At 54.3% G+C, this 20,824-nt stretch carries 12 protein-coding genes and 1 other RNA gene; 9 read left to right on the top strand and 4 right to left on the bottom strand.

The features are described 5' to 3' along the window. Window positions 1-24: 24 nt before the first annotated feature. The 4 genes from GSQ62_RS08490 to GSQ62_RS08475 form a co-directional block, all read right to left on the bottom strand. Window positions 25-1,929 (bottom strand): DNA polymerase III subunit gamma/tau, encoded by a 1,905-nt coding sequence (locus tag GSQ62_RS08490; protein WP_161889108.1) that lies wholly within the window; start codon window positions 1,927-1,929, stop codon window positions 25-27. A 244-nt stretch (window positions 1,930-2,173) separates the two neighbouring features. Beyond that, the gene (gene cfa / locus GSQ62_RS08485) at window positions 2,174-3,295 is read right to left on the bottom strand and encodes a cyclopropane fatty acyl phospholipid synthase (RefSeq protein WP_161889107.1); all 1,122 of its coding nucleotides are present in this window, start codon (window positions 3,293-3,295) and stop codon (window positions 2,174-2,176) included. A 222-nt stretch (window positions 3,296-3,517) separates the two neighbouring features. Beyond that, complete coding sequence (locus GSQ62_RS08480) at window positions 3,518-4,879, bottom strand: sensor histidine kinase (RefSeq protein ID WP_161889106.1); 1,362 nt, start codon at window positions 4,877-4,879, stop codon at window positions 3,518-3,520. Further along, entirely contained in the window at window positions 4,869-6,251 is a 1,383-nt protein-coding gene (locus GSQ62_RS08475) for a sigma-54-dependent transcriptional regulator (RefSeq protein WP_161889105.1), read from the bottom strand. The genes GSQ62_RS08480 and GSQ62_RS08475 overlap by 11 nt, the downstream gene beginning before the upstream one ends. Before the next feature lie 406 nt (window positions 6,252-6,657). Between GSQ62_RS08475 and GSQ62_RS08470 the strand changes: the two genes are divergently transcribed. The 9 genes from GSQ62_RS08470 (at window position 6,658) to GSQ62_RS08430 (ending at window position 20,634) form a co-directional block, all read left to right on the top strand. Continuing rightward, a complete protein-coding gene (locus GSQ62_RS08470; RefSeq protein ID WP_161889104.1) occupies window positions 6,658-9,021 on the top strand; it encodes an ABC transporter permease in 2,364 nt (787 codons plus the stop codon). A 278-nt stretch (window positions 9,022-9,299) separates the two neighbouring features. Beyond that, window positions 9,300-9,670: a transfer-messenger RNA gene (gene ssrA, locus GSQ62_RS08465) on the top strand. 252 nt (window positions 9,671-9,922) lie between these two features. Continuing rightward, window positions 9,923-11,179: an anthranilate phosphoribosyltransferase gene (locus GSQ62_RS08460; protein WP_161889103.1), complete on the top strand. Its 1,257-nt coding sequence runs from the start codon at window positions 9,923-9,925 to the stop codon at window positions 11,177-11,179. Window positions 11,180-11,494: 315 nt separating this feature from the next. Further along, entirely contained in the window at window positions 11,495-11,752 is a 258-nt protein-coding gene (locus tag GSQ62_RS08455; protein ID WP_161889102.1) for a Tm-1-like ATP-binding domain-containing protein, read from the top strand. Window positions 11,753-11,817: 65 nt separating this feature from the next. Then, window positions 11,818-12,696: a phosphoenolpyruvate hydrolase family protein gene (locus GSQ62_RS08450; protein WP_161889101.1), complete on the top strand. Its 879-nt coding sequence runs from the start codon at window positions 11,818-11,820 to the stop codon at window positions 12,694-12,696. A gap of 392 nt (window positions 12,697-13,088) precedes the next feature. Further along, window positions 13,089-15,377, top strand: coding sequence for a GH92 family glycosyl hydrolase (locus tag GSQ62_RS08445; RefSeq protein ID WP_161889100.1), 2,289 nt, complete (start codon window positions 13,089-13,091; stop codon window positions 15,375-15,377). A gap of 121 nt (window positions 15,378-15,498) precedes the next feature. Then, window positions 15,499-17,985, top strand: a complete 2,487-nt coding sequence (locus GSQ62_RS08440) for a glutaminase family protein (RefSeq protein WP_161889099.1) — start codon at window positions 15,499-15,501, stop codon at window positions 17,983-17,985. A 567-nt stretch (window positions 17,986-18,552) separates the two neighbouring features. Then, window positions 18,553-19,155: an RNA polymerase sigma factor gene (locus tag GSQ62_RS08435; RefSeq protein ID WP_161889098.1), complete on the top strand. Its 603-nt coding sequence runs from the start codon at window positions 18,553-18,555 to the stop codon at window positions 19,153-19,155. Window positions 19,156-19,578: 423 nt separating this feature from the next. Further along, a complete protein-coding gene (locus GSQ62_RS08430) occupies window positions 19,579-20,634 on the top strand; it encodes a FecR family protein (RefSeq protein ID WP_161889097.1) in 1,056 nt (351 codons plus the stop codon). The last annotated feature ends 190 nt before the right edge of the window (window positions 20,635-20,824 follow it).

Genomic DNA, 20,824 nt, shown 5'->3' with positions numbered 1-20,824 from the left:
TATTTTGCGCCTCATTACTAACTATCAAAAATCCATATCCAGCCCCAGGCGCTGCCTCATATCGACGAGCAGCGGATATTTCTCGGCGAGGTAGTTGAATTTGTCCTGCGAGGTGTACATTTTATTGCCTTCCTCCAGTTCCATCACCTCCGCCGTGAGCCGGATGCTGCGGTTGCCGAGCTCTTTTTTAAGCTCTGCCAGCAGCGAAGGGCGCAGCGTGGTAAACTGGTCGAGCATCACGTGGTTCTCGAGGTGGAGCGTTATCTCATTTTCGGCGCTCACGTGGTATTGGCGGTTCAGGAGCGTGTACTCCATCATGTTCTCCGACTTCTTCCGGCGCAGCACATTATGCCACACTGTTTTCAGGCGGGCAGGATCCACGGGCACCACGGTGCCGTAAGCCACTTCTTCCTCTTCCTCGGCCACGGCTGTTTCGGCGGCGGCCTGCGCGTGCTGCAGGTCTTTCAGGCTGGGCAGCTTGCTCAGCTTTTTAGGTGGCGGCAGTTGCACCCCGGAGCGCGGGGTGTGGGCGCTGGGGATGGGGCTTGAGCCCGGAGGCGTCTGCGGGTTGGCAGGCGCGATATGGGCATCCGGCGTTACCTCCTGCGGCGCTGGCGGGTGCCGCAACTCTTCAGAAGGAACCTGTGCGGGGGCGTGTGGTGGTTGCAGGCGCTCCGAAGGCACGCTGCCCGGCACGGGCTGCTGCAGTCCTCCGGAGGGCACCTGGCCCTGCTGCGGCTGCGGCGTAGTGGCACCTGCTGAACCGGTAGCGGCTGGTGCCGGCGCTGCTACCTTAGCTTTTTTTGCTACTGCTCCGTCCTGGGCAAAGTTCAGCGCGGCGTTGAGGTGCGCCATCTTCATCAGGCACAGTTCCACGTGCAGGCGCTGGTTCTTGCTGCTCTTGTAGTGCATGTCGCAGGTGCTCACCAGGTTCAGGCCCGACAGCAGGAACGAGACACTTGCCTTCTGCGACTGCTCCGCATATTTCGCTTTTATATTATCCGACACCTCCAGCAGTTGCACTGTTGCCTGATCTTTGCACACCAGCAGGCTGCGGAAGTGCTCGCCAATACCGACCAGGAAGTTGTGGGCGTCAAAACCGTTCTTCAGAATCTCGTCGAACAGCAACAGTGAGCCCGACAGGTTCTGCTCCAGCAGGTGGTCCGTCAGCCGGAAATAATAATCGTAGTCCAGGATGTGCAGGTTCTCGACCGTAGCCTTGTAAGTGACATGGCTGCCCGAGAAGGTCACCATCTGGTCGAAGATCGAGAGCGCGTCGCGCAGGGCACCGTCTGCTTTCTGCGAGATCAGGTGCAGGGCGTCCGGCTCAGCCTGAATGTTTTCCTTCTGCGCGATGCTGCCTAGGTGACGCACCATGTCCTCTATCCGGATGCGATTGAAATCAAAGATCTGGCAGCGCGACAGGATAGTCGGGATGATCTTGTGGCGCTCGGTGGTGGCCAGTATGAAGATGGCATAGGAAGGCGGCTCCTCCAGCGTCTTCAGGAAAGCGTTGAAGGCCTGGTTCGAGAGCATGTGTACCTCGTCTATGATATAGATTTTGTATTTGCCCGTCTGCGGCGCATACCGCACCTGCTCCACCAGGTTCCGGATGTCCTCCACCGAGTTGTTGGAGGCCGCGTCAAGCTCGTGAATGTTGAACGAGCTGTTAGAGTTAAAGCTGCGGCACGACTCGCACTCATTGCAGGCTTCCACCTCCGGGGTAATGTTCTGGCAGTTGATGGTTTTGGCCAGGATGCGGGCACAGGTCGTTTTGCCCACCCCGCGCGGGCCGCAGAAAAGGAATGCCTGCGCCAGGTGATGGCTGCTGATGGCGTTTTTGAGGGTGTTGGTGATATGGTGCTGCCCCACCACGCTGTCGAAGGTGGCCGGGCGGTATTTTCGCGCTGATACTACAAAATTCTCCATTAGGACAAAGATAATCAAACCCAAGGAGAGATGGGAGTGGATTTGCCCAGTAGTTTTCCAGATACTTATCCACCTGAGAACTAGGCCTTCAGCATGCAGGTAGAGGACCCTATATGGCCGAAACGGTAAGGGCGGCAGCTATATATAAACAGGATGGTTTACGCTGCCTTTCGCCCTGCCACACGGGGACTGAAAAACAGGAACGTTCCTGAAGTGTCGTTTCGGAAAAATTAACTTTACGGCATTACCGCACCGACTCATATACCCCCGTAGCGCCCTTTTTCGACAGCACCATTTGCCAGAGTTGGTTGTTGCGCCCCCGGAACGAACCGGCGCTGGAGAGCAGGTAGTACTTCCACATCCGATAGAACCGTTCGTCATATTCGCCCTTTAGCTGGTCCCAGTTGCGGTCGAAGTTCTGGAACCAGACCATGAGGGTAGGGTCGTAGTAGGCTCCGAAGTTGTGCAGGTCCTCCACTATGAACAGGTGCTCCATGGCCGCCCCGAGCTGCCTCAGCGAAGGAATGAGGCAGTTGGGGAAGATATAAGTGTTCGTGAAGGGATCTGCAGACGTTTTGGAGAAGGGATGGCCGATGGTGTGCAGCAGGAACAGGCCGTCATCCTTCAGGCATCGGGCGACCGTCTTCATAAACGTGCGGTGGTTGCGGTAACCGACGTGCTCCACCATCCCCACCGACACCACATGGTCGAACTGCTCATGCACCTCGCGGTAGTCCTGCAGCCGGATTTCCACGGGCAGCCCTTTGCACATCTCCCTGCCCAGTTTCGCCTGCTCGTGCGACACGGTGACTCCCACCACTTCCGCGCCGTAGCGCTCGGCGGCAAACTTCGCGAAGCTGCCCCAGCCGCAGCCGATGTCAAGCACCCGCTGCCCCGGTTGCAGCCTGATCTTCCGGCAAATGAGGTCCAGCTTGTTTTCCTGGGCCTGGTCGAGATTATCCGCCCCCTTCCAGTAGCCACAACTGTAGACCATGCGCTTGTCCAGCATCAGTTGGTAAAGGTGGTTTCCGATGTCGTAGTGCCGCTGTGCATTGCGGGCCGCCCTTCCCTTGGCCTGCATGTTCAGGACCCGGGCCAGCAGCATTTTTGCAATAGTCTTCCAGCCAAACCGGGCCTTGCTGTAAAGATCTGCCCGTAATGCCTTGCATACAAAGGTGTCAATGCTGTCGCAGTCCCACCAGCCGTCCATATAGGACTCCCCCAGCCCCAATGTTCCCTCAGTGAGCACACGCTTGTAGAACCGCTCGTCATGCACTTGCAGATCCCACGGGTCAGGCCCGTTTATTTTGATATCCGCTGTCGCTAAGATAGCTGCTACAGTTTGCTGGAGGCTCTGGCTCTTCATGACGCTGCTGATTTGGTGATATATAGATTCTGGATTGTATTTATCTGTCAACGAAAGCAACGCACAATGGTTAAGGGCAGCGAAAGGATGAAGAGGCACGGACCCCTTTCCTGTTATTCGTGACATTAGATGCGCAAAATACTGCGTTTCGAATGACCTCGCGGTGTTCGAAGGTCCCGCGAGCGTCTGAACCGAGGTAGGGAGACGCAAAATATTGCGTCTCTACGGAAACACCAGCCTGAAGACGCTGCCCACGCCCTCCTGGCTTTCTACCTGAATGCTTCCCTTGTGCAGCAGCATGATGTGCTTGGCAAGGCTGAGGCCAATGCCGGAGCCGTCCTTGTGCGAGGTGAAGAACGGAATGAAGATGCTTTCCAGAAGTTCCTCCGGGATGCCGCTGCCATTGTCCTCCACCTCAATCACGGTTTTGCCCTCCGTTAGCTGGGCCGCCAGGATGATGCGCGGCTGAGGCCTGCCCTGCACGGCCCGTCTGGCGTTGAGGAGGAGGTTGATGAGCACCTGTTCCAGCAGGGTCACGTCGGCGTTCAGGGTGAGGTCCTTGGGCTGGAGGTGGCATATAAACAGGATGCCCTGCGCCTCCATCTGTGGCCGCATCAGGCGGTCGATGCTGTTAAACAGCTCCTGCACATACACAGTGGTCAGCAGCAGTTGCTGCGACTTGTTCAGGTTGCGGTAAAAGTGCGTGAAGCGCAACAATCCTTCGCTTCGTCTCTTGATGATGGCGATGCCCTGCTCTGTATCTTCCAGCAGCTCCGGGTCCGGAACCGCGTCGGGCTCCTGCACATACCGCTCGCGCTCCTGCTGCAGGTGGCGGCCCAGCGTGTCGGCCAGCGAGGCGATGGGAGCCACGGAGTTCATGATTTCGTGCGTCATCACGCGCAGCAGCTTCTGCCAGGCCTCGGTCTCCGTTTCGTCTACGGTGGCGCTCACGTTTTTTACCGCAATTAGCAGCAGGTGGCGGTGCTGCATCGTGAAGGACGAGGCTGAGAGCAGCAACTGTGAGGTGCCGTTCGGCAGCTTCAGCTTCAGGAGGCGGTGCTCGTTTGGCTGCAGCTGCTGCACGGCCTCATATAGCACCGGGTAACGCGGTTCAAGACCCGATACACTCTTCAGATAGGGAAGGCCCAGTATCTTCTTCAGCGCCTCGTTTGCCCACTCCACCTCACCTGTTTCCTCCTCCACCGCCATAATGCCCGTGTCTATCAGCTGCAGGATGGTCTGCATGTACTGAAACTGCGCCTCTTTCTCGATGTGCAGCTGTTTGAAGGTGTCGTTGATGAGGTTGAAGGCGCGATGCAGTTGCTGCAGCGAACTATTGGTGGTGTGCTCGTTGAAGCGCTGCGAAAAGTCGCGCTGCTTCACGGCCTGCAGAAATTTCGCCAGCTCGTTGTTGCTTCGCGTGACATACCTGGCCAGTTCCCACACCTGCGCCAGCATCACCAGCACGCCAGATGCCACCTGCAGCCACGTGAACTGCACCAGGTAGTGCAGCGTGAGGTACATCATCCCCAGCAACAGCAGAAACCGGACGAGTAGCCCGAACTCGAGGCGCTTAAATATCATGCTTGTTCAGGCGGCGGTAGAGGGCGGTGCGGGTAAGGCCAAGCTCTTTGGCCGATTTGGAGATGTTGCCCTTGTTTTTCTCGATGACGCGGCGAATCGTCTCGCGCTCTATCTCGTGCAGCGGCAGGGTAGTGTGGGACATATAGACGGCTGTGGCATCCTGCGCAGCGGGCACCTCCATTTTAGAGAAGCTGAAATCCTGCGGCTGCAGCACGTTGTCCTCGGCCATAATAATGGCCCGCTCCACGGCATGCTGCAACTCCCGGATATTGCCGGGCCAGCTGTGCTGGTTCAGTTTCCGCAGCGTGGCCTCCGTAAAAGATGGCGCCGGCTTGTGGTTTTTGGCGGCATAATGGGCGGCAAAATGGCGGGCGAGCAACTCCACATCACCGTGGCGCTCGCGCAGCGGGGGCAGTGTTATCTCCACCGTGTTGATCCGGTATATCAGGTCTTTCCGGAACTGGTTTTTTGCCGCCAGTTCATATATAGGCTCGTTGGTGGCGGTGATAAGCCGGATGTCTACCGGAACGGGTGTGTTGGAGCCGAGCGGGATGACCTGCCGGTTTTGCAGCACCGTGAGCAGCTTGGCCTGCATGGCCGGGGATATGTTCCCGATCTCATCCAAAAACAGCGTGCCGCCGTTTGCCGCCTCAAATCGGCCCATGCGGTCTTCTTTGGCGTCGGTAAAAGCGCCTTTTTTGTAGCCGAACAGTTCACTCTCAAAGAGGGTATCTGTGAGGGCGGCAATGTCCACGCTGATAAAGGGCTTGCCTGACCGGAAAGATTTCTGGTGCAGGGCGCGCGCCACCAGCTCTTTGCCGGTTCCGTTTTCGCCCAATATCAGCACGTTGGCCTCGGTAGGGGCAATCTTCTCGATTTTATAAAGCACGTCGCGAAGCGCCTCCGACTCCCCCAGAATCTCAAAGCCTGCGTCTGGCTTTGCAGGGGTCGGGGCCGCTTTACCACCCTTGGCTTTATGCTGCCGGGCCTGCAGCGCGTTGTGGAGCGTCTCGATGAGTTTGTCGTTGTGCCAGGGTTTCACAATGAAGTCAAAAGCGCCCTCTTTCAGCGACCGCACCGCCAGTTCCACATCGCCGTAGGCGGTAATCAGCACCACCATGGCCCCAGGATCTTTGCCCAGAATCTTCTTCAGCCAGAAAAGGCCTTCGTTGCCGGTGTTCAGGGCGCTTTTGAAGTTCATGTCCAGGAAAATGACGTCGAACTGCTCCCTCTCAATCAGCGGGAGCAGGTTCTCCGGGTTCTTCTCCGTCACCACCTGCTTTACTTCCGTTTTCAGCAGCATTTTGATGGCGAAGAGCACATCGCTCTCGTCGTCCACTACCAGTACCCGGGCATTTTTTACTGCGGCCATTTTTCGTTCCAGTGCCTGTTTATCAAGACGAATATAGTTAATTCTGTGAAAATGTCTGAATCAGGATTTTCAGGATGGGAAAGGATGAACAGGATTTTTTGATAATCCGGATTATTTGAAATTCACCTGCCACTGCATTGTCTCTACCTCATCAGCCACCATCATCCTGCCCATCCTCTAATCCTGAAAATCCTGATTCAGACAAGCTGTACCACAAGCGCACAGGTGTCGCGCAAAGAAGTGTATCGGAAGCGCACACTGCTAAGATGATGATAAGTTTATATATGCTGATAATCAGCATGTTAATACAATGGCATATAAATTTCTTGTAGCTTTCCCGAAACGCCCAGCTCCGGAATAAGCGGCAGGAAACGGAACTATATATAACAGCACAACGCCTACGACTATGTTAAAGAACAACCTCAAGATGGCCTGGCGCAACCTGATGCGCCACAAACTATTCTCCCTCATCAACATATCGGGCCTGGCCCTCGGCCTGACCTGCAGCATCCTGATCATGCTGTGGGTGCGGGATGAGCTGAGCTTCGACAGGTTCCACGCGAAGGGGGACCAACTGTACCGGGTGATGGAAGTGCAGCATTACCCCGGGGCTGACGACCTGATGATAGACGCGACGCCGGGTCCGCTGGCTGAGGCGCTGGAGCAGGAAATTCCGGAGGTGATACATGCCGTGCGTTCCACCACCTGGGAGTGGAAGCAGCTTTTCGCCCACAATGACAAAGTGCTGAAAGTGAACGGCCGTTATACAGACCCGGAGTTTTTTGAGGTCTTCTCTTTCCCGCTGCTGTACGGCGATTCCACGCAGGTGCTGCAGCAGCCGCACTCTGTGGTGATTTCGGAGACGGTGGCACGGCAGTTTTTCGACTCTCCGGAGGAGGCCATGGGGAAGATGTTCAAAGTGGACAACAGCAAGAGCTACAAAGTGACCGGCGTGATGCAGGACGTGCCGAAGAACTCCTCCATGCAGTTCGATTACGTGATGCCGGTGGATGACTGGATCAACAGCCCCGGAAACGACTGGCTGAAGGAGTGGGGCAGCAACGCCCTGCGCACCTTCCTGCTGCTGCAGCCCGGCACCGACATCGCCGCCCTCAACGAGAAGGTAAAGCCCATAATCATGAACCACAGCAAAGACTCGGAGACGGAGGTGTTTGTGCAGGCGGTCAGCGACATGTACCTCCACGGCGACTTCCGCAACGGGAAAGTGGGCGGCGGCAGAATCGAGAACGTGCGCCTGTTCTCTGTTGTGGCGGTGTTTATACTTGTGATTGCCTGTATCAACTTCATGAACCTGGCCACAGCCCGGTCCGCGAAACGTGCCAAAGAAGTAGGCGTGCGCAAGGCCATCGGGGCCAGCAAACCGGCCCTGGTGCGCCAGTTCCTGGTGGAGTCCATGCTCGTTTCCTTCCTGGCGCTCTTCCTGTCGCTGAACCTGGCGGGCATGCTGCTCCCGCAGTTTAACGACCTGACCGGGAAGTTCATCAAGCTCGACCTGATGAACCCGGAGCTGATGCTCCTGCTGCTGGGTGTGGCCGTACTCACGGGCCTTTTTTCCGGGAGCTACCCGGCCTTTTTCCTCTCGTCTTTTAAGCCGGCGGTGGTGCTGAAGGGCACGGTGCGGCTGGGAAACCGCGTGGCTGTCTTCCGCAAGGGCCTGGTGGTGTTCCAGTTTATCCTTTCGGCGCTGCTCATCATCAGCACCCTGGTGGTATACCTGCAGCTGCACTACATCCGGACCAAGAACATCGGCATGGACCGCGAGAACCTGGTGTATATGCCGCTGGAAGGCGAACTGCGCAGCCGCTATGAGATAGTGAAACGCGAACTGGAGGATGTGCCGGGCATTATGGCCGTGAGTTCCGCCAACCAGAACCCGCTGATGGTGGGCAACTCCACGGGTGGCATCAATTGGAAGGGCAAAGACCCGGCAGCCGATATCCTGTTCAGCGTGATGACGGTTGATTATGATTTCCTGGAGACCATGGGCATTGAGATAAAAGAAGGGCGCGATTTCTCCAGAGAATACGGTACGGACACGGCGGCTTTTCTTGTGAACGAGGAGGCCGCCCGCCTGATGCAACTGGAGGAGCCGGTGGGCGAGTGGCTGGAGTGGGGCAACCGGGGCCACATCATCGGGGTGATGAAAGACTTCCACACCCGCTCCATGCACAGCACCATGCAGCCGCTCATTCTGCGCCTGCTGCCGGAAGACCAGAACCTGGTCTTCGCGCGGGTTGCGCCGGGCAAGACTACGGAGGCGCTGGCCGCCATCGAGCAGATACTGAAGCGGCACAACCCGGCTTACCCGTTCGAGTACCACTTCCTGGACGACGATTTTGAGATGATGTACCGCTCCGAGGCCATCATCAGCAAGCTCACCAACTACTTTGCCGGCATCGCCATCTTTATCTCCTGCCTCGGCCTGTTCGGGCTGGCCCTGTTCACCGCTGAGCAGCGCACCAAGGAGATTGGGGTGCGGAAAGTGCTGGGTGCCTCTGTGTCGGGCATCGTGTTTATGCTCAGCAAGGATTTCCTGAAGCTGGTGCTGATTGCCAACCTCATTGCCCTGCCGCTGGGCTGGTACCTGATGGGCGGCTGGCTGAACGACTTCGCTGACCGGACAGAGTTGAGCTGGTGGATTTTTGCGGTGGCCTTTGTCTCCACGGTCATCATCGCCACGCTCACGCTCAGCTTCCACGCCATCCGCACGGCTGTCGCCAACCCTGTCACCTCGCTCCGGACGGAATAGATTGAATGGCAGGCAAGGGTATATATAAATGCTCTTGCCTGCTATTTATATAGGGCGGTTGTACGATACCCCTTATATATAAGTGAGCAAGTGTGCTGTGCCCTATATAACCAGCATACTGGCAGTTCAGACAGCGCGGCTATATATAAACCGGATGAAACCTTACGGAAGCAAACGCTGTTTCATAGAAGCCACAGGGAGGGAATTCCGGATAAATTTCTTATCTTTGTGGCATGCTTCTTGAGTATTATGCGGCAGGAAGGCGTTCTTTCACTTATGGGGATGACTGGAATTGACAGCTTGCGCAGATTGCGTGTAAGCATGCCGGGTGATGAACGTGCCACCTGTTAAAAATTCGTTCAAACAATAAATGGCGAATCTAACTACGCCATGGCTGCTTAATCTAGGTATTAAGCACTAGCCATAGTCTCGTGCGGGTTTCGTGAATCTGCCTGCACATACGAGGCTTCGATCCGATTTACTAGTCTGTGCAGTGATGCGATGCGCAGGCGAAACTGAAGCATCTAAGGAGTGCGCATAAGCCTGGCTTATACTTGCAAGCTCCCGACAATCTGAATAAGCCTAAGCATGTAGAAGGCACGACGGTTTCCTTGTCTGGACCAGGGTTCGAATCCCTGCATCTCCACTTAGTATAATTTTGAAGCCCTGAGTATCTATATGATACTCAGGGCTTTTTTTGTTTAATCAGCCAGTTTGGGAGCGGGCTGTGCGCGTCGCGTAGCACTGCAGGCTTCTTCTCCCGTAATACCTGTATGGTGCAGTGAGGTTCATTCCTCATATCCGGCTTGGCTGTGGCATATGCAGGGCGTTATAAGAGTAAGGCAACAGAGGCTTTAGACAAATCCCTGTTCCCCTTTACACGCTCTTAATTCGTTTATATATGAAGAACTCCTACACAATGCCCGACAATCCCTTGCTACAGGGCATCAAAGTCATTGGCATCGGGAAGCATGGCAGCAAGCCTTTGCCCACCGACCAGATTGAAGCTATTTCAGCCTACCTGTCGGCAGGAGGGGGAATCCCGATCCAGAAGGGTGCCTTCTACGGTTCGTTGCTGGCGAAAGGACCTACGGAAGAAGAACAGCGCCTCTTATATGGGAGCGGCAAGGAGGCATCGCTCATCTATGACTCGCTCTGTGCCGACGCACCCGCAGACATGAGGGAGATTGGCGTAAAATTGCTCAGCAAGCAATACCTGAGCGCAGAAGAAGCTCGGACGCTCGGCGGCTTCCTTTTCTCGGATGCACCCGGGGAGACCTTTCGGGGGATGGCGGCCAGCATGCTGCGGATGCGCTACGAAACGGAAGAGGAATACCGGGGCCTGATGGAAGCGGCGGCCTCAACCTATACTCCCGGCTTTCGCGACGCGCAGCCAGCGGAGGGAACGTTGATCCAGCTGGCGGAGCCTTTCGACGGCGTGGAACACTCCTATATGATCACGCCTGTACTGGCGCGGGTGTTTCAGCAGGCGGGCTTCCCTGTTGTCGTGTCCATGGGCAGATCGGCGGGGCCCAAATATACCCTGAACACGCGGGATATATACCACGAACTGGCGGGGCGGTTTATGCGGCAAGCCAGCGACCTGGCACAGCCCGCGCCTGAGTTTGGGTGGGCGCTGGACCAGGAGGCGCTTTCTCCGGCCTTAGACCAATGGGTGGACAGGCGACGGTTGATTTTCAAGCGCCCATTTCTGGCAACCCTGGAAAAAGTGCTGAACCCCTGCAAAGCGCGTATCCTCGTCACCTCTGTATTTCACATCACCTATATCGAGAAGATGATCACGCTGGCAGGCATGGCGGGCTTTTCAGGCGTTATTGTGTTTAAAAGGGGGGTTGAAGGCACTTTGGCGCCATCTATCGCAAAAGCAAGCGGCATTACCTGCGCTGTACGGCAGCAGGGCGGAGCTTTTATGACACAGTCGTTTGAGGCTTCGCAGGATGCTTTCAGCGCTTACAGAGCCGGGGCGGATGCCATTGTGCAGGACCCAACCGCGGAAGCAAACGCGCAGCTTATCCGCCGGTTCGTCAGCAATGGATTTACAGGGAACGAAGACTTTGACAAAAGAGTAAACCTGGCCACCGCCTTATACGGGCAAGGGCTGGCATGGCTCAGGAGCAACTGGCCTGCCACCGCCTGATTGCAACACGTCGCAGCCGCCACAGCCATATATAGCTTTACGCCTACAAAGTGGCTGTTAAAGCATTGCAGCAGCTTACCAATGCAGGTAGCACACACTCCTCCAACTCCATATATCGATCACGTATATCAGCCTATACAGCCTCCACCACGGGCCAAATTTTAAGCAATCCGCTGGATTACTGGGAGAATTTGTAAATTCGTAAACCATTTTTGCCACGGCTTAGGCTTCGGGGAAGCTCATGAACGCACCAAATGACTATTGGTTAAAAAGCCATAGCCCCATTTTACGCGCCAGTTAAACCGCATATATAGCATGACCTCCACTCACAAGTCCATCTTAATGCTGGGCTGTTTCGACACAAAGGGAGAAGTCTTATCCTTTCTCCGCGAACGCCTGCTGGCGCAGGGAGAACAGGTGCTGGCGGTCAGTACCGGCGTGATGGGCACCACGGCATACATCCCGGTAGATATAGTGGCCGATGAACTTATCAACGACAGGGCTTTCTCCGAAACAGCCGTACAGGTGTTGCTGGATTTGATAAAAAAGACGAAAGTGGAAAAGCAGCGATGAGAAGCAACTGCTTCAGGCGTTACATAAGTTAGACACATATAACCCATAACTCAAAATTCACAGCTATGCCAAACCCATGGACAGGTAAAGGAAACCCCTATACCAAACAGGAAGTCAGAGACCGCTTGCAGCTTACCCTGGATCAGCAGAAAGCTATTATCGCTGCCGGAGCCGGTACAGGCATCAGCGCTAAGTTTATCGAGAAAGGCGGCGCTGACCTCATCATCATATATAACTCGGGGCGTTTCCGGATGGCGGGGCACGGCTCTACGGCGGGCCTGATGGCATACGGAGACGCCAACGCGGTGGCCATGGAAATTGGCGAGTTCGAGGTGCTGCCGGTGGTGGAAGAGGTGCCCGTTATTTGCGGTGTTCACGGTTCTGACCCGCGTCGCCGGATGTGGCATCATTTGTTGAAGGTGAAGGAAATGGGCTTTTCGGGAGTGAACAACTTCCCGACGCATTCCATTGTCGATGGTCATTTTCGGGCGGTGCTGGAAGAGACCGGAATGGGCTTTGCCAAGGAGGTGGAGATGATCCGGCTGGCCAGCAGGATGGACCTGTTCACCATCGTATATGTGGCCTCACCAGAGGAGGCCCGGCAGATGGCCGAGGTAGGGGCTGATGCCATCATTGCCCATGTGGGCACAACGGTGGGCGGTTCTATTGGTGTGGTAGGGGCCACCTGCAGCATGGACGAAGCCATTGAGCGTACCAACAGCATCATTTCGGCGGGCAGGGAAGTAAACCCCAATATCTTCTTCCTGACCCACGGCGGCCCAATAAACACGCCGGAGGATGTGCGGGTAGTTTTGGATAACACTGGCGCGCATGGCTTTGTAGGCGCTTCCTCGCTGGAGCGCATGGGTGTGGAAAAATCCCTGACGGACCTGACCAGGCAATTCAAATCCCTCACACTGTCCGAAAACGCTGCAGGACAATAGCCGCTGGTAAGAGGCTATTAGGCTATTAAACGTAGCTAAGTTTTTGTAAGGCAGCAAACTCTTGTTTATATATAGAGCGTTATTTCCCCTGCTGGTGTTGGTATATATAGAAGCTGTTTAGAGTTTCCAAAAAATCGATGCATGAAGCCCTTGCTGCCTGTTATCACCAGCAAGAACTTGTTAGTGAAAGTATAGTTGTCGGTGAAAACACCAACAACGGCAGGTTTTGACACTAAAATAGGAAACGCTAAACAGCTTCATTGTCAGTAAATCTCCGCCACAGCGGTTAGAAACTTTGCCCATAAACGTTTTCATAGTAAGCTGTGTGGCTTCCTGTCAGTCTATGGGCAGGAAGACAGCACAGAAACGGTGAAATCCTATATGGGACAGATATGAGAATAAAAATACTGCTTGCCCTGTTGCTTTGGCTCCCGGCCCGGCACCTGTTGGCAGACACCCCGGATCTGGTAAAATACGTCAACACGCTGCAGGGAACCAACTCCTCCTTCGAGCTTACCCGCGGCAACACCTACCCGACAACGGCCCTCCCGTTCGCGATGCACACCTGGACGCCGCAGACCGGTGTGAACGGCGACGGCTGGAAATATCAGTACGCGGCAGATTCCATACGGGGTTTTCAGCAGGCGCACCAGTGCAGCTCCTGGACAAATGACTATGCCGTGTTCTCCCTTATGCCGGTAACCGGCGAACTCGCGGTGGACCAATATAAAAGGGCGGCCCGTTTCGACCATAAAAATGAAGTTGCCAAGCCGCACTACTACAAGGTAACGCTGGACAACAACATCACTACCGAAATGTCGCCTACCGAACGCGGGGTGCATGCCCGGTTCTCCTTCCCCCGTTCGCAGGGTTCCTATATTGTGCTGGACGGCTACACCGGCATGAGCATGGTGAAGATACTGCCGAAAGAGCGCAGGATTATAGGCTATGTACACAACGGCAGGGGGCTGCAGAATAACTTCAAAAACTTCTTCGTCATCCAGTTCGACAAACCTTTTGTCGCGCACGGAACCTGGAACAACAGGAACAATATTATAACTGCCGGAAATCAGACAGATGAAGGAAAAGGCGTAGGCGCCTATATACAGTTCAGGGAAGGGGAGACGGTGCAGGCACGGATTGCCTCGTCCTATATAAGCCCGGAGCAGGCGGAACTGAACCTGGACCGGGAACTGGGAAAGCACAGAAAACTGGAGCACACCAAAGCGGCCGCCGCTGCTATATGGAACAAGCACCTGAGCAGAGTATTAGTAGAGGGAGGCACAGAAGCCGAAAAAGCCACTTTTTACTCCTGCTTCTTCAGGGCCAGCCTGTTCTCCCGCAAGTTTTTCGAGTACAAAGCGAATGGAGAACCCTACTATTTCAGCCCCTACGACGGCAGGATATATAACGGCTATATGTACACCGACACCGGCTTCTGGGACACCTTTCGGGCACAGTTTCCCCTGAACACCATCCTGCATCCGACCATGCACGGCCGGTACGTCAATGCCATGCTCGATGCAAAGGAGCAATGCGGATGGCTTCCGTCTTGGTCTTTCCCCGGTGAGGCGGGGAGTATGATTGGCAACCACGCGATCTCGCTGTTCGCGGATGCCTGGGCAAAAGGTATCCGGACGTTTGATCCGAAAGAGGCACTGGATGCTTACTTCCACGAGGCCACCAACAAAGGCCCCTGGGGTCCGGCCAACGGACGCGACGGCTGGAAGGAGTACTTTACGCTGGGTTATGTGCCTTATCCCGAGGTAAGAGAGGCCACTGCCAAAACCCTGGAATATGCCTATGATGACTTTTGCGGCTACCAGCTGGCAAAAATGACGGGCAATGCGTTTTATGGGGATGTTTTCAGCAGGCAGATGTATAACTACCGAAATGTATATGATCCATCTACTCAGTTTATGCGGGGCAGGAAGAAGAACGGCGAATGGGTATCCGACTTCAGCCCGATTGAGTGGGGCGGGCCCTACACCGAGGGCAACGCCTGGCACTACCACTGGTCGGTGTTTCATGATGTGCAGGGGCTGGTGAATTTGATGGGCGGCGAGAAGAACTTTACGGCCAAGCTTGATTCTGTTTTCTCAGTGCCCAATGAGGTGGAGGTGGGTACCTACGGGCGCATGATTCATGAAATGACGGAGATGGTGATGGCAGATATGGGACAGTACGCGCACGGCAACCAGCCTATTCAGCACATGCCGTACCTGTACAACTACGCGGGCGAGCCCTGGAAAACGCAGAAACTGACCCGCACCATTATGGACAAGCTCTACAACGCCACAGAGAACGGTTATCCCGGGGACGAGGATCAGGGGCAGACCTCTTCGTGGTATGTGCTCAGCGCCCTGGGCCTGTATAGCGTAACGCCTGGAGTGGATCAGTATGTCTTTGGTAGCCCGGTGTTTGAGAAAGCGACCATCTCTTTGGAAAATGGCAAACAGTTTACGGTGGAGGCGCTTAACAACAGCAAGGAGAATGTATATATACAGTCGGCCACGCTAAACGGAAAACCCTATTCCCATAACTATATCCGCCACCAGGACATCGCAAACGGGGGTGTGCTGCGTTTTGAGATGGGCAGCAAGCCTGCCACGGACAGAGGCACGAGAGAAGAGGACAAACCCTTCTCCCTTTCATCCACAGGCAAAAATTTACAGGAATAGATGAGGTTTCTGTTTAAACGCTGTTTTTAAAGATGGTGCAGTGCCAGCCTGCCGGAAGCAGACTGCAGTTGTGTACTGACATCGCACAAAGTACCCGATATATAGTTTGATTTAACATTGCATGAAAAAGAAGTTTATCCTGCTCTTAGCCTGTATCCTACAGTTTTTTGTTCTTGTAGCCCAGGACCTGAGGGCTCCCGCTTACCCGCTTATCACCCATACCCCTTACCTGAGCATCTGGTCGTTCGGCGATACTTTGAGCGCCTCCAACACCAAACACTGGACCGGCACCGACCACTCGCTGATCGGCATGGTGAAGGTGGACGGCAACGTGTACCGCATCCTGGGCGAGGAAACCAAATCCTATAAAACCGTTGTGGCTGCTTCAGATGAAGAGGCGTACAAATTCAGCTATACAGAAGCCGCACCCGCGGCCGGCTGGATGAACCCGAAGTTTGACGACAGCAGCTGGAAATCCGGTGTTGCGCCCTTCGGGCACGACAAGGGCCCTGTCAGGACAGCGTGGCGCAGTGAGGATATATGGGCCAGGAGAACGTTTGCGTTAGGCGAGGTGAATTTCGACAAGCTTTACCTGAAGCTCAACCACGACGACAATGTGGAGGTCTACCTGAACGGAGAGGAGATTTACCGGCACAAAGGCTGGATAGATAAGTTCCAGTACATTCCACTGCAGGAGGCTGCGAGGCAGAAGTTGAAAAAAGGACAGAATGTGCTGGCGTTTCATGTGACGAACACGGCTGGCGGCTCGTGGCTGGATGCCGGACTGGTAACGGAGGAGGCGCCTGCGGCGAAAGTAGCCATCCTTCCGGCCGAGCAGGTAAGCGTAGAACTGAATGCCACCCAAACCATATATAAACTTAAATGCGGCCCGGTTAATGTCACCGCCACGTTCACCTCCCCGCTGCTGATGCAGGAGCTGGACCTGCTGGCAAGGCCGGTTTCCTATATAGCGGTGAAGGCAGAAGCAAACGACAAGGCCACGCATGAGGTGCAGTTTTACCTCGGCACTTCCACCGATATCGCCGTTAATTCCTCGGAACAGCCGGTCGTTGCCCAGGAATACATGTCCGGCAAGCTGTCTGTCCTGAAAGCGGGCACCCAGGAGCAGCCCGTGCTGCAGAAGAAAGGCGACAACGTGCGCATCGACTGGGGCTATCTATATGTGGCCGTCCCACAGTCGGCCAGGCCAATCCAGTATATATCCACCACTGCCAATGCCCTGGTGCCCTTCGCAACAAACGCTAGCCCGCCCACACAGGAGGAAATGCAGGGAAACAGCCTGGTGCTGAACACCATCGTGCCGTTTGGCAAAGTGGGCAGCAAGGCAAAAGAGCAGTTTGTGATGCTGGGCTACGACGAGCTGAACGCGGTGCAGTATTTCAACCAGAACCTGAAGCCTTGGTGGAAACAAAAAGCTGGCCATACCATGGAGAAAGAACTGGCAGCGGCGGCTGCAAACTATGCGAAAGTGATAGCGCAATGCCAGGCGTTCGACAAGCAACTTTACCAGGATGCCCTGGCCGCCGGCGGTAAGGCCTATGCAGATTTGTGCGAGCTGGCCTATCGCCAGGCAATAGCCGCGCATACCTTAGTGAAAAGCCCGGAAGGAGAGATGCTGTTTCTCTCAAAGGAGAACTTCAGCAACGGCTCCATCAACACTGTGGATATTACGTATCCCTCGGCACCCTTATTTCTGATATATAACCCTGATTTGGTGAAAGGGATGATGAACGGGATTTTCTATTACAGCGAGAGCGGCATGTGGAAGAAATCGTTTGCCGCGCATGACCTCGGTACGTACCCCATCGCCAACGGGCAGACATATGGCGAGGACATGCCGGTAGAGGAGTCGGGCAACATGCTGATACTGACCGGGGCTATTGCGAAAGTGGAAGGAAACGCCAATTATGCTAAGAAGCACTGGCAAACGCTCACTACCTGGGCCGAGTATCTGCGGGAGAGTGGCTTTGACCCGGCCAACCAGCTGTCTACCGACGACTTTGCGGGCCACCTGGCCCGGAACGCGAATCTCTCTGTGAAGGCCATACTCGGCCTCGCCTCCTATGGCAAGCTGGCGGGCATGCTGGGTAAGCAGGATGTGGAAAGGGAGTATACAGCGCTGGCAAAAGATATGGCCCGGAAGTGGATGAAACTGGCAGACGACGGCGACCACTATACCCTGGCCTTTGAGAGTGAAGGCACCTGGAGCCAGAAGTATAACCTGGTCTGGGATAAGATATTGGGATATAACATCTTTCCGGAGTCCGTCCGGGAAAAGGAAATCAAGTTTTACCTGACCAGGCAGGAGAAATACGGCCTGCCTCTGGACAGCAGGAAGACATATACCAAATCAGACTGGGTGCTCTGGACGGCGACGCTGGCCGACAACGAAGCTGATTTCAAAGCGCTGGTGCAGCCCATGTGGAAGTACGCCGATGAAACCCCCGACAGGATGCCTATCAGCGACTGGCACGAAACCACTAACGCCAAAGTGATGAACTTCAGGGCCCGCTCGGTCGTCGGCGGCTATTTTATCAAGTTGCTGGAATACAAGCTGAACGAGAAGGAAAAAGCAAGCGCCAGATAAACGATAGCCTCGCCAAATCTATATAAGAAGCTGTTTAGCGTTTCCTATTTTAGTGTCAAAACCTGCCGTTGTTGGTGTTTTCACCGACAACTATACTTTCACTAACAAGTTCTTGCTGGTGATAACAGGCAGCAAGGGCTTCATGCATCGATTTTTTGAAAACTCTAAATAGGTTCGAACAGAGTTTAATTTACCTGGCAAGGGATTGCGACCTGAGAGGCGATGCTGTATCGGCAGAAGCCAAAGCCAAAGCCTCTTGTAAAATCTTCCTGAATTGATTGAATGCCCTTTCCGGCCGTTAAAATTAAAATAAGTGATTAATTGCTTATTTTAATTTAATTAATTTTATTAGATTTATCAACTACATAACTTCAGGGCACACAACAGAAGGTGGCGGCGCCTTATGCCCGCTAGGAGTGTTTGGGGTTATAGAATATGAAATGCAAAAGTAGCAATCCATTCGATTTGCTAAAAGGTTTTAGCAAATTATAATGACACCAATGTTGATTTCGTGAATTTTGTGCAGACGCACCTGTGCTTCATTTTAAATTTTGGGGGAGTTTTAATATGAAGGATCTGACAACAGTGTATTCCGATTGTGAGACTGCTGCCTTACAGAAGCCCCATCCACCAAGCGAGCAGCAACTGTGGGACAGCTTCCGGAACGGTTGTGAAGATTCGTATGCGCTTATATACCAGCAGTACTTCCACACCCTGTACAGCTACGGCCTGAAGGTGTGCAGCGAACGGGAGATCGTGAGAGACTGCATTCAGGATTTGTTCATCTACATCTGGAAAAACAGGGAAAAGCTTTCCTCCACCACCTCCATCAAATTTTACCTCTACCGGTCCCTGAAGACCAGGCTGATTGACAGCTTCAAGTTTCAGCAGAAGCACTTTCAACTCACAGATTATGATCTGGAACTGGAGTCTGTCTGCTCAGAAGAAATAAACATCATCGTCGCCCAGACCTCGGAAGCGCAGCAGAAGCGCGTGCTGCTTGCCCTGGAGAAGCTCACGGAGCGCCAGAAGGAATCGCTGAAGCTGAAGTTCTATGAGGAGCTGTCCAGCGAAGAGATAGGCAAGCGGATGTCCATATCTGTGGAGGGCGTATATAACCTGGTGTCCAAGGCGCTCTCAAACTTTGGTAAGAACCTGAGCAAGGTGTGAGCCGGCAGGCCGCCCCTTTCCTGCGGCTGTGCATGGCCCCGGGCTTGCCAAAGGTCCTTTAGGCTGCCCGAAGGCCCACGCACTGCCATATAGGACAGTGCAGAAACAGCTGCTAGCGCAACGCGTCCCAAGCAAAGCCATATACCTGGTGCCCATCCTTTATCCTGCAGCGCCATGGCGCATGCACCTTGTAGCCGCCATTCTAACCTAATCCTTTATGGCCGGTAGCTGGCCGCGGAAAAAGCTAACAAGTACAGAAGCGAGCTGGCTTATATATGGCGGCCGCTGCCATATAGTTTTTACGGAACGCAGCACCAGCTGATATTGGGTTTAAGGCGACATGAGTAAGTGCTTACAAATATTATGGGTTTGCCGATGAGATTATATATGTTCCTCAGTTTAGTATAAAACACGCTCACCTAAATGAATTATACCGCTTATACCGCGAAGGATTTTGCCAAAGATACATTCTTTCAGAAGTGGGTGCTGGACCCTGATGGCGAAACAACCGCCTTCTGGCAAGCCTGGCTGGATGAGCACCCAGGTAAAGGAGCAACGATAGCGGAAGCCAAAGAAATCATAGAAGCACTGGAGTTCCAGGCTGATTTAGAGTCTAACCAAGCATTTATAGACATATGGGACAGCATCAATGCCGCAAAGGATAAAGAGAAGGAGTCTGAGGGAAAGAGATCCGATGCGCCAGGCATATCGCTGTGGATAAGGCAGCACCAGCAGATGGCCGCCGTGTTCATCGGCCTGGCAATCCTTTGTAGCAGCCTCTTTTTCCTGCTCAGGACGCAACAGGTGCCCATGGCCAGCCACGCGACAAACTATGGGGAAACGCGCACACTGGTTCTGCCCGACAGCTCCGTCGTCACGCTGAATGCCAATTCCTCTGTTTCGTATGCTGCCGGCTGGGACGAAGACAAGCCGCGGGAGGTATGGCTGGAGGGAGAGGCTTTTTTTAAGGTGCTGAAGAAAGGAGGCGGAGGAGACGCGAAGTTCAGCGTGCATACCGGAGGGCTTACTGTGGAGGTGCTCGGCACGCAGTTTAACGTCAACAACAGGAGGAGGAACACCAAGGTGGTTCTCAGCTCCGGTAAAGTGAGGCTGCAGCTCCATAAGCATTTAGAGGGGCAAAGCGTGCTGATGCAACCCGGTGACTATGTGGAATACGCAGAAGAGAAAGCCAGCGTCAGGAAAAAGAGGGTAGACACGGCCCTCTATACTTCGTGGGTTGATAACAAGCTCCTGTTCGACAAGACCAGCCTGAAGGATATAGCGGTTCTGGTGAAAGACAACTACGGGATGCAGCTGATGTTTCAGGACGAAGGGCTTAAAGACAAGAGATTTACGGGCATGGTGCCCGCCGACGATGTGGAACTGCTGTTAGAGACCCTGACAAAGCTCTACGACCTGGAGATGGAAAGGGAAAACGGGCAGGTCATGCTGTCACGGTCTGGGCCCGCAAAGCCTTAGCGAAGGCAGGGCGACTCTGGTATAGCGAATATAAGTTTAACTTAAATTATATAGATGCATGCGTAATTTTACAGGAAAAATTAGTAGGCTATCGCTTCTGTCGCTCACGTTAGTGGTAGTGCATAGCTATGGCGCATTGTCTTATCCGACTGGTTTTGCTGACAGCCGCTTCGCCAGCAAAACCACCCGG

Origin of the sequence: Pontibacter russatus, assembly GCF_009931655.1 — a bacterium.
GTDB classification, from domain to species: domain Bacteria; phylum Bacteroidota; class Bacteroidia; order Cytophagales; family Hymenobacteraceae; genus Pontibacter; species Pontibacter russatus.
Note: the sequence above shows the minus strand (reverse complement) of the source record. Positions and strands in the feature narration are given on the sequence as shown.

Excerpts from the sequence above, each read along its gene's own strand:
- GSQ62_RS08490 (WP_161889108.1), bottom strand. The coding sequence starts at position 1,929 with ATGGAGAATTTTGTAGTATCAGCGCGAAAATACCGCCCGGCCACCTTC.
- cfa (WP_161889107.1), bottom strand. The coding sequence starts at position 3,295 with ATGAAGAGCCAGAGCCTCCAGCAAACTGTAGCAGCTATCTTAGCGACA.
- GSQ62_RS08480 (WP_161889106.1), bottom strand. The coding sequence starts at position 4,879 with ATGATATTTAAGCGCCTCGAGTTCGGGCTACTCGTCCGGTTTCTGCTG.
- GSQ62_RS08475 (WP_161889105.1), bottom strand. The coding sequence starts at position 6,251 with ATGGCCGCAGTAAAAAATGCCCGGGTACTGGTAGTGGACGACGAGAGC.
- GSQ62_RS08470 (WP_161889104.1), top strand. The coding sequence starts at position 6,658 with ATGTTAAAGAACAACCTCAAGATGGCCTGGCGCAACCTGATGCGCCAC.
- GSQ62_RS08460 (WP_161889103.1), top strand. The coding sequence starts at position 9,923 with ATGAAGAACTCCTACACAATGCCCGACAATCCCTTGCTACAGGGCATC.
- GSQ62_RS08455 (WP_161889102.1), top strand. The coding sequence starts at position 11,495 with ATGACCTCCACTCACAAGTCCATCTTAATGCTGGGCTGTTTCGACACA.
- GSQ62_RS08450 (WP_161889101.1), top strand. The coding sequence starts at position 11,818 with ATGCCAAACCCATGGACAGGTAAAGGAAACCCCTATACCAAACAGGAA.
- GSQ62_RS08445 (WP_161889100.1), top strand. The coding sequence starts at position 13,089 with ATGAGAATAAAAATACTGCTTGCCCTGTTGCTTTGGCTCCCGGCCCGG.
- GSQ62_RS08440 (WP_161889099.1), top strand. The coding sequence starts at position 15,499 with ATGAAAAAGAAGTTTATCCTGCTCTTAGCCTGTATCCTACAGTTTTTT.
- GSQ62_RS08435 (WP_161889098.1), top strand. The coding sequence starts at position 18,553 with ATGAAGGATCTGACAACAGTGTATTCCGATTGTGAGACTGCTGCCTTA.
- GSQ62_RS08430 (WP_161889097.1), top strand. The coding sequence starts at position 19,579 with ATGAATTATACCGCTTATACCGCGAAGGATTTTGCCAAAGATACATTC.